Here is an 8,329-nt window from a genome sequence, read left to right as displayed (position 1 = left end):
CGTCCCGGCAGGCCCGGGCAACGCGGACAGCGATTTCGCCACGGTTGGCGATGAGTACCTTGCGCACGATGGCTCGTTTCTCCTGACGACCGAGGATCGGACCCAGTTTCCCCACAGCTACCGTCAGAGATCAACTCAACGCTGTTCAGACTTTGGTGAATTTCCCGCCGCCACCCGGACCGGAACCGGCCCTGTCGATCCGTTCTTTCCTCTCTCTGACGTTCCCCTGGCTTTCTCCTTTCCCGGCCGCGGTCCTGCGGAAAAACACCACCGGGATCTGCGGCCCGGCCCCGGGGCGTTTCGGGGCGGAGCCGAACCGGTTTTACGGGGGCGGGGTTGCGGGCGGATGTCGGGGCGGATCCGGAGCGGATGTCGGGGCGGATCCGAAGCAGGAATTGTCCCGGCCGCCCGGGGCGGGGGCGGGGGCGGGGGCGCGACGGAACGGAACGGGAAGCGGACCTGCGGATGCCGCCCGGCCGCCGCCCCGCAGCCACCCCGCCCCGCAGCCGCCCCGCCCCGCCGCGCCGGCGCCTTGGCGTCGCGCGCCCGCCAGGGGTTGGGGACAGCCCTTAGCTCGGGGCGAAGAACTCCCGGAGGTCCGCGGGGAAGGCCCCCGCGGTGGCGGCCGCCGTCGTGAAGCCGCGCGCGAGCTCGGTCAGGCGTGCCACGCCGGCCGCGCCCAGCCGCTCGTACGGCGCCCGGTCCAGCCGGTCGGTCTCCGCTTCGAGGTCCGCCCGCAGCTCCACGCCTCGGGAGGTGAGGCGGCCCCCGGCATCCATCAACCCCCGGCCGCGCAGCCGGTCTTCGGCGGCGTCCCATTCCCGCGGGGTCCAGCCGCGGTTGGCCAGGCCCATCTCCTTGGGCATGCCGTGCTCGCTCGCCGAGTCGGCCACCAGGGCGTCGAGACCGCCCAGCCCGGCGTGCTGGAGAGCGGCGATGTGGGCGTCACCGCGGTGTTCCCGGAGCAACGTGGCCGCGTACCAGAGCGCGAGGTGCGGCTCCCGCGGCACGGGCTGGTCGGCGTGGGCGGAGTACATCACCCGCCCGGAGCGCTCGGCCGCCCCGGCGGCGCGCAGCGCCAGGTCCGCCGCTTCGGCCATCTCCGTTCCGGTGAGGGCCTCTTCCCCCAGGCCCCGGCGCAGGACCGCGTCCGCGGCGCGCAGGCGCAGTTCCAGGACGGTGCCGGGCGCGACGAGGGTCCACACACGGGGGACGTGCCGGGAGATCAGGCCGTGCGCGAAGCCGTAGAGCGCCGCGGTGACGGCCCCCGGGCCGACGGCACCCAGGGCCGCGGACCGGGCGGCCAGGTAGACGGTCATCGGGTCCTCGACCCCGTACTCGGCCAGGTCCCGGGCGAGTTCGGGGCCGAAGTAGGCCATCGAATGAAGGGAGTTGAGAGTTTTCTGGCAGTGGCGTCCGGCCCGTTCGGGCGGGGTAATCGTGTCCATGCCATTCACGATATCCACCTGATTGCCCCTGTTGAGGATGATCGGACCGGAACATCGGCCAGGCGCGGCACGGAGACCGTCACGCGCAGGACACAGGCGCGCGGGGACCGGCCCGGGCGCACCCTCAGCACTCCGCCGGCGCCCCGCGCGCCCCGCGGACCGGGCGCGCCTCGCACCCTTCGGGCGCCACGCGCGCCGAGGGGTCGAACAGCGGCCCGAGCAGGGCCCAGAGACGCTCGGAGGTCGCCGGGTCCCACCACTGCGCGTCCCTGCGGCCGAGCGATTCCAGGCCCGCCGTCACGACCACGGCCAAGTCCGCCACGTCGTCCTCGTGGAGCCCCTTCATCCGGTCGCGCACCAGGCCCAGCACCTCTTCGAGGAGCCGCGGACCGCCGTCGGACCCGTGCGGGTCCAGCTGGAGACCCGCCCGTACGGTCACGTCCTCGCGCAGGGCCCGTACCAGTAACAGGCTGAACCGGGCCGCGCCCCGATGGGCGGACGCCTCGAAGGCGGCGGCGACCAGCGCGGTGAGCTGTTGGTGCGCCTGGCCGTGCACGGCCGCGGCCAACGCCTCGGTGGTGTCGAAGTGGTGGTACAGCGCGCCCCGGCTCACCCCCGCCGCGCGGCAGATGTTGACCAGCCCTGCGTTGCGCACGCCTCCGTCGCCGATGAGTTCGGCGGTGGCGCGGATGAGCGCCCGACGTGTCTGCTCGGCGCGTTTCTGCATCCGGCGCTACGCCCTTCCTTGGTTCCGGGAACGGGTTTGCAGAGCCTGGGCTCGGTGCGTCAGTGAATCACCCAGAGACAGCAACATACAAGTCTGTCTGTCTTTGAGTCGACCCGTTCGGCCATCCCCGTCGCATCGCGACCGAATCCCGCCTCCTAGATTCCTCGCAAACCGGCCTTTAAGCACCCGTCTTACCGGGACGGCACCACCTCCCGCACGATCGGACCGCCACCCTCCGAGGTGACATCAGCCGTTGACAATCCGACAGGTCTGTTTGTTATGGTCCGGAGGCCTTACGGGAAGGCCCGTGGCCGCTGAGTGACGTTGAGGAGTCCGATGAACAGCTCGACCGCCCCGGTGTTCGCCGAAGCCCTGCGGGAAGGCCTCGTCCGGGCGGCGATCCGGAGCCCGCGCGCCCCGCGCACGCCGCGGCTCGTGGCCCTCCCCGGCCCGGCGTCGTCCGCTCCCCCGTCCGCTCCCCCGTCCGCACCGCAGGCCCCGGCCCTGGAGGCGGCGCCACCACCCGGGGAACACGGGAAGTGCGGCACGCACGGGGAGTACGGGGAGTACGGGGAGTACGGCGAGTGCGGCGAGTGCGGCGCGCACGCGGCACCCCCGGCCGTCCTGCTCCGGACCGAAGCCGCCGCCATACTGCGCCGGTTCGCCCTCGCGCTCCCCTCCCTCCGGCCGGCCGGCGGCGCGGACCTGCCCCGCCACGAGGCGTCCTGCCTGGCGTACGCCCGCGACGTCCTGCTCCGCGCCCAGGGCCCGGCCGCCGCGACGGTCGGGCCGGCCGTGCCCGCCGTGTCCGGCGGGTCCGGCGGGTTCGCCGGGGAAGGCCCGGCGGTCGCGCCGGGCGGAGCGACACCGCGGCACCTCGTCGCCGCGGGCACCCTGCTCCTGGAATGCTCCCTGCTCCAGGTCACGGAGAGCGGAGCCGACGGGCACGCCGCACTCGCGCGGGGCCTGGCGGTGGTCCGCTTGCTCGGCGACGCGGTGCGCGCCGCGGGCCCCGGCCTTTGGAGCGGCGACGGCGGCGGCGACAGCGCCTGGACCGAGTCCCGGCGGCTCGCCCACCACCTCCACGACGAGATCGGCGGCGCACTGGCCCTCGCACAGCACCGCATCGGACTCGGCGAGGACGACCCCGAGGGCGCCGCCGCCCACCTGACCGCGGCGAAGCGTGCCCTGGACGAGGCCGCCCGCGAGAACCGGACCCTGATCGGCTCGCTGCACCGGAGCTCCCTCACCCCGCCGGTCCGCGAGTCCCTGATGCGCTGGCTCGCCGACGTCGCCCCGCGCGTCCCGGTCACCGTGAAGGTGACGGGTGACGAGACCGCGGCCCCCGAACGCTGGCGCCGCGAGCTGTCGTTCGTCCTGCGCGAGGCGGTGCGCAACTGCCTGGCGCACGCCGGTGCCGAGCGGATCGAGGTCACCGTACGGACCACGCGGCGCTGGATGTACGCCCGGGTCCAGGACGACGGCGCCGGCTTCGCCGCGGAAGCCGGCCCGGGCGGCGCCCCGCAGGAGCCGGGCACCGGATACGGCCTGCGGTCGATGCGGGGCCGCATCGAGGACCTGGGCGGGCGGCTGCGCGTCGAGAGCGCCCCCGGTGAGGGCACGCGCGTGGAGGTCCACCTCCCGTTCGGCGCCCGCCAGTAGTCCCGGACCGCCCGCGGCCTCAGAGGCTGCGGGCGGTGATGTCGCCGTGGGCGGTGGTGGCGCGGATGGCAAGGGCGGGGGCGCCGCCGGTGTTCCGCAGGGCGTTGTGGATGCGGCCGTGGGCGGTGCCGGCGTCGAGGGAGGCGGAGGTTCCGCGGGCGGCGCCGACCGTGATCCCGCCGGACTGGGTGGTGAGTTCGACGGTGCCGTGGACGGCTTCGGTGATGTGGATGTCGCCCTGCTGGGTGCTGATGGCGGCGGGGCCGCCGAGGCGGCCGACGGTGATGTCGCCGGCGAGGAGGGTGAGGTGGGCGGACGCGGTCTCGTCGAGCTTGACGGAGCCGTGGGCGCCGTCGAAGGTGACGTCGCCGAGGCGTCCGACGCCGCGGAACTCGGCGCTGGCCGCCTTCGCCTCGACGCGGGAGCCGGCGGGGACCCGTACGGTCACCTCGACGGACCCGGAGTTACCCAGGACCCGGTTCTTGGCGGGTGCGGTCCCGATCCGCAGGACGCCGTCGGCGTACGCGACGGTGACCTGCTCGGCGGCCTTCACGTCGCGGCCCGCGGAGGCGTCCGCGGGCAGGACCTCGACCGTGGTGTCCGCCCGGTCGGCGGCGATGAACCGCACGCGCCCGGCGGGGATGTCGAGGACGGCGGTGACGGGGGCGGTGGTGTCGAAGCTCTGCATGGCGTTCACCTGTCTGCTCGTTGTTTCCGACATCGCAAACGCTACGTTGCATTCGATATTCCTTCAATGCACTTGTTGCGAATGTGCACCATCCATGCAGCTCAGAGCAGGTATTTCATTGCATTGATTCTGCGATCGAACGCAACACCCGCCCTCGTTGCGTTGCAATGATGCGCCGGTGAACGCTACAGTGGAGGCATCGGGGACACACGAAGGGAGATCGCGGTGCCGGGAGGCAGACTCACCCAGCAGGAACGCCAGCAGATCGCGCTCGGGGTGGCCGACGGCCTCGCCTACGCGGAGATCGCCAGACGCCTCGACCGCCCCACGTCGACGGTCACGCGCGAGGTGATGCGCAACGGCGGCCCCACCGCGTACCGCGCCGACCTCGCCCACCGCGCCACCGAGCGCCGCGCCCACCGGCGTGCGCACACCCCGCCCCCGGACCCGCAGGCACCCCCGCAGCCCCACGGCCGCGACGCGGAGGCCGTGCGCGCGTACGAGGACGAGCTCACCACCGTCCTCATGGAGGCGGGCACGCCCAAGATGATGGCCCGCGTCCTGACCTGCCTGTACACCACCGACGCGGGCAGCCTCACCGCGTCCGAACTGGTCCGGCGCCTCCAGGTCAGCCCGGCGTCCATCTCCAAGGCGGTGGCGTTCCTGGAGAGCCAGGGCCTCGTCCGCCGGGAACGCGCCGACGGCCGGCGCGAGCGCTACGTCGTCGACGACGACGTCTGGTACCAGGCGATGATCGCCAGCGCCCGGGCCAACGCCCGGATCATCGCGACCGCGCAGCAGGGCGTCGGCGTCCTCGGCCCCGGCACCCCCGCCGCGGGCCGCCTGGAGAACATCGCCCGCTTCCTCGACTTCGTCTCCGAGGGCATCGTCCGCGCCGCGGAGCAGGCCCGCGAGGTCCTCCACACGAAGCCCGGGCCGACCCCCGACGACACCGCTCCGCCCGCCTGAACGGCCCCCGCCCCACACCCGTCCCACGACGCCGTTCCGGCGGCGGGAACCGAGCCGCGGCGCCCCGCCCTCATCCGCTACGCTGTCCCTGAGCTGCCCCAGGGGCAGCCCCCGCCTTCGTAGCTCAGGGGATAGAGCACGGCTCTCCTAAAGCCGGTGTCGCAGGTTCGAATCCTGCCGAGGGCACGATCCGAAGACCCCCGGTCGCATGCGACCGGGGGTCTTCGGCGTCATGGGGTCCATGTGGTTACATGGCCCGCGTGTCGCGTGACGCCGTCCACTGAGCTGTGGGCCGGGCGGTGGTTGGGCAGGCACCTGTACGTGAAGGACCGGGCCCATGGGCTTCCACGCCACCGGCTACGGGTGATTCCCCTCGGTTGTTCCGCTGCCATCGCACGCACACACACCGTGAGGACCCACACTCCGTGTCATCCACTTCGTTCGCCTCGTTCAACCAGTCCGTCATCGACGAGTTCCGGGCCAACTCCGGCCGCGTCGGAGGCCCCTTCGAAGGCTCCGAGCTCGTCCTGCTCACCACCACCGGCGCCCGGTCCGGGAAGCCGCACACCGTTCCGCTCGGCTTCGTACGGCAGGAGGCCGCCGACGGCGGGCACCTGCTCGTCATCGGGTCCGCCGCCGGCGCGGACCGGCATCCCGCCTGGTACCACAACCTGCTCGCGCACCCCCTCGTCGAGGTCGAGACGGGCGCCGAGACCTACGAGGCCGTCGCCGTCCCCGCCGAAGGGGCCCGGCGGGAGGCCCTGTTCGCCCACGTGGTCCGCGCCGAGCCCGGGTACGGCGCCTACCAGGAGCAGACCGCGCGGCCGATCCCCGTCGTCGCCCTCCAGCGGACCCACGAGGTCCCGCCGTCCGGGGAGACGGGGATCGCCGGGAAGCTGCTGGAGGTGCACGGCTGGCTGCGGGCCCAGCTGGCCCACGTACGGGAGGAGTCCCGCGGCGCCGGCCCGGCCTCGCTCGGGCTGCAACTGCGCCAGCACTGCCTGGCGTTCTGCCGGTCGCTGGAGTTCCACCACACGGGCGAGGACGCCGGGCTGTTCCCGTTCCTCGCCGAACGCCACCCGGAGATGCGGGAGTTCTTCCTGCGGATCGCCGAGGACCACCGCACCATCGCCCGGCTCCAGGAGGACCTCGTACGGGCGCTGGACGGACCCGACGACGGGTTCAGCGGGCGCGTGGAGCGGCTGAGCTGGGAGCTGGAGGCCCATCTCGACCGGGAGGAGGCGCAGTTGCTCCCGGTGCTGCGGACGCTGGAAGGGTGAGGCGGGCCTCGGCGCCGCCCTCCGCGCGGTTGCGGAACGACAGGGTGGCGCCGAGGACCCGGGCCTGGCCCACGGCGATCGTCAGGCCCAGGCCGTGGCCCTTGTTCATGCCCTCCGTGCGGAACCTCTGCGGCCCGGCCTCCAGCAGGTACGCCGGATAGCCGGGCCCCGCGTCAGTGACCGTCACGCTCCGGGTCCGGCCGTCGACGGTCACCGTGACGGGCGTCGCGCCGTGCTTGTGCGCGTTCAGCACGAGGTTGCCGATGATCCGCTCCAGCCGCCGCCGGTCCGTCTCCAGCCGGGCGCCGGCGGCCACCACCAGCGCCGTGTCGGTTGCGGAGGCGCGGATCGTCCGGGCCGTCAGCTCGGCCAGGTCGTAGGAGTCCAGCTCCACGCGCTCGCTGCCCGTGTCCAGCCGGGAGATCTCCAACAGGTCCTCGGTCAGCGCGCGCATCGCCTGCACCCGGTCCCGTACGAGCTCGGCCGGTCGGCCCGGCGGCAGCAGTTCCGCGGCCGCGACCAGGCCGGTCAGCGGGGTGCGCAGCTCGTGGGCGACGTCCGCCGTGAACCGCTGCTCGGCCTCCAGCTTGCGCTGGAGGGTGCCGGCCATCGTGTCCAGGGCCCGGGAGACGGCCGCCACCTCGTCCTGGCTGCGCGTACGGTCCCCGACGCGGGCGTCCAGGTCGCCCGCGCTGATCCGGCGGGCCACCTGCGCGGTCAGGTGCAGCCGCCGGGTGACGCGGGTGACGCCGAACGCGCCGATGAGGAGGGTGCCGCCGATGGCGAGCGCGGAGGAGCCGAGGATGGCCCGGTCCAGGCCGGCGATGGTCTCCTCGGCACTCGTGAAGTCCACGGCGACGGCTATCGCGGTCCGGTCGGCGGCCGGCCCCGCGGCCCACACCGCGGTGCGGCCGCGGTGCACGCCGAAGGCCGTGCCGCGCTTGCCCCGCAGAGCGAGGGCGTGCAACCGCGGGGGCAGTCCGGCGGGGTCGATGCCCTCGCCGCGCCGCAGGCGCGCGCCCGCCTCGTACGCCACGATCGTGCGGTCCAGCCGGTCCATGGCGCTGGCACGGGCGGCCCGTTCCGTCTGCTCGGTCATCATCCGGTGCACGAGGACGCCGAGCAGCGCGGCGAGCCCGCAGCACATGAGGGTGATGAAGACCGCGGCCTTCCAGGTCAGCGTCGCGGTCCAGGAGGGCAGCGCCGGCAGCGCGCCCCCGCGGGCGGTGTGCGCGGGGCCTGGGGCCGGGCGCGGGACGCCGGAGGGGGCGCGCGCGGGTCGTGGGCGGGGCATCGGCGCTCCGTGCGGGCGTGCGGGACGACAGGGGGCAGGCTCCGGGGACCACGGGCGGGGCGGGGCTCCGGCCGTGCGCCCCGGCAACAGGCCGACGGTACGGCAGTCGTGTGTGCGTCGTCCCCCGACGACGTAACGGTTGCCCGGAAACCTGCGCGCGATGACGTCACGGCACACGGAAGCCCTCCCGGTCCGGAACCGGGAGGGCCGGGCGATCACGCGGTCGCGCGGTCGCGGTGTCGTGCCCGTGGTGGTACCCAC

At 74.1% G+C, this 8,329-nt stretch carries 8 protein-coding genes and 1 tRNA gene; 4 read left to right on the top strand and 5 right to left on the bottom strand.

Translation table 11 applies throughout. The features are described 5' to 3' along the window. The 3 genes from ACFWW8_RS32170 to ACFWW8_RS32160 all read right to left on the bottom strand — a co-directional run. The coding region (locus ACFWW8_RS32170) for a biotin carboxylase N-terminal domain-containing protein (RefSeq protein ID WP_373303219.1) at positions 1-67 on the bottom strand (67 nt) is incomplete at its 3' end. A gap of 502 nt (positions 68-569) precedes the next feature. Next, positions 570-1,448 carry a hypothetical protein gene (locus ACFWW8_RS32165; protein ID WP_386534628.1) on the bottom strand — a complete coding sequence of 293 codons (879 nt, stop codon included), beginning with the start codon at positions 1,446-1,448 and terminating at the stop codon, positions 570-572. A gap of 124 nt (positions 1,449-1,572) precedes the next feature. Beyond that, entirely contained in the window at positions 1,573-2,175 is a 603-nt protein-coding gene (locus ACFWW8_RS32160) for a TetR family transcriptional regulator (RefSeq protein ID WP_386534625.1), read from the bottom strand. A 336-nt stretch (positions 2,176-2,511) separates the two neighbouring features. Here ACFWW8_RS32160 and ACFWW8_RS32155 point away from each other — a divergent pair, with 336 nt between their 5' ends. Beyond that, the gene (locus ACFWW8_RS32155; protein WP_386534623.1) at positions 2,512-3,837 is read left to right on the top strand and encodes a sensor histidine kinase; all 1,326 of its coding nucleotides are present in this window, start codon (positions 2,512-2,514) and stop codon (positions 3,835-3,837) included. A 19-nt stretch (positions 3,838-3,856) separates the two neighbouring features. On the opposite strand, the gene ACFWW8_RS32150 is transcribed toward ACFWW8_RS32155, so the two are convergent. Further along, on the bottom strand, positions 3,857-4,525 hold the full coding sequence (locus ACFWW8_RS32150) for a DUF4097 family beta strand repeat-containing protein (protein WP_386534620.1): 669 nt from the start codon (positions 4,523-4,525) through the stop codon (positions 3,857-3,859). A gap of 225 nt (positions 4,526-4,750) precedes the next feature. Between ACFWW8_RS32150 and ACFWW8_RS32145 the strand changes: the two genes are divergently transcribed. The 3 genes from ACFWW8_RS32145 to ACFWW8_RS32135 all read left to right on the top strand — a co-directional run bounded on the left by ACFWW8_RS32145 (position 4,751) and on the right by ACFWW8_RS32135 (position 6,774). After that, entirely contained in the window at positions 4,751-5,494 is a 744-nt protein-coding gene (locus ACFWW8_RS32145; protein ID WP_386534618.1) for a helix-turn-helix domain-containing protein, read from the top strand. A gap of 113 nt (positions 5,495-5,607) precedes the next feature. Further along, a tRNA-Arg gene (locus ACFWW8_RS32140) sits at positions 5,608-5,680 on the top strand. 239 nt (positions 5,681-5,919) lie between these two features. After that, positions 5,920-6,774 carry a nitroreductase/quinone reductase family protein gene (locus ACFWW8_RS32135; protein WP_386534615.1) on the top strand — a complete coding sequence of 285 codons (855 nt, stop codon included), beginning with the start codon at positions 5,920-5,922 and terminating at the stop codon, positions 6,772-6,774. On the opposite strand, the gene ACFWW8_RS32130 is transcribed toward ACFWW8_RS32135, so the two are convergent. Next, entirely contained in the window at positions 6,677-8,068 is a 1,392-nt protein-coding gene (locus ACFWW8_RS32130; RefSeq protein ID WP_386534612.1) for an ATP-binding protein, read from the bottom strand. The two genes, ACFWW8_RS32135 and ACFWW8_RS32130, sit on opposite strands and share 98 nt — an antisense overlap. Positions 8,069-8,329 lie beyond the last annotated feature (261 nt).

It is taken from the genome of Streptomyces sp. NPDC058701 (assembly GCF_042715295.1).
Lineage (GTDB): Bacteria > Actinomycetota > Actinomycetes > Streptomycetales > Streptomycetaceae > Streptomyces.
The sequence above is the reverse complement of the archived record's forward strand: the minus strand, read 5'-3'. Positions and strand labels throughout refer to the sequence as shown.

What these genes read in the sequence shown, in the direction of transcription:
- ACFWW8_RS32155 (WP_386534623.1), top strand. Translation starts at nt 2,512, where the DNA reads ATGAACAGCTCGACCGCCCCGGTGTTCGCCGAAGCCCTGCGGGAAGGC.
- ACFWW8_RS32160 (WP_386534625.1), bottom strand. Translation starts at nt 2,175, where the DNA reads ATGCAGAAACGCGCCGAGCAGACACGTCGGGCGCTCATCCGCGCCACC.
- ACFWW8_RS32130 (WP_386534612.1), bottom strand. Translation starts at nt 8,068, where the DNA reads ATGCCCCGCCCACGACCCGCGCGCGCCCCCTCCGGCGTCCCGCGCCCG.
- ACFWW8_RS32165 (WP_386534628.1), bottom strand. Translation starts at nt 1,448, where the DNA reads ATGGACACGATTACCCCGCCCGAACGGGCCGGACGCCACTGCCAGAAA.
- ACFWW8_RS32150 (WP_386534620.1), bottom strand. Translation starts at nt 4,525, where the DNA reads ATGCAGAGCTTCGACACCACCGCCCCCGTCACCGCCGTCCTCGACATC.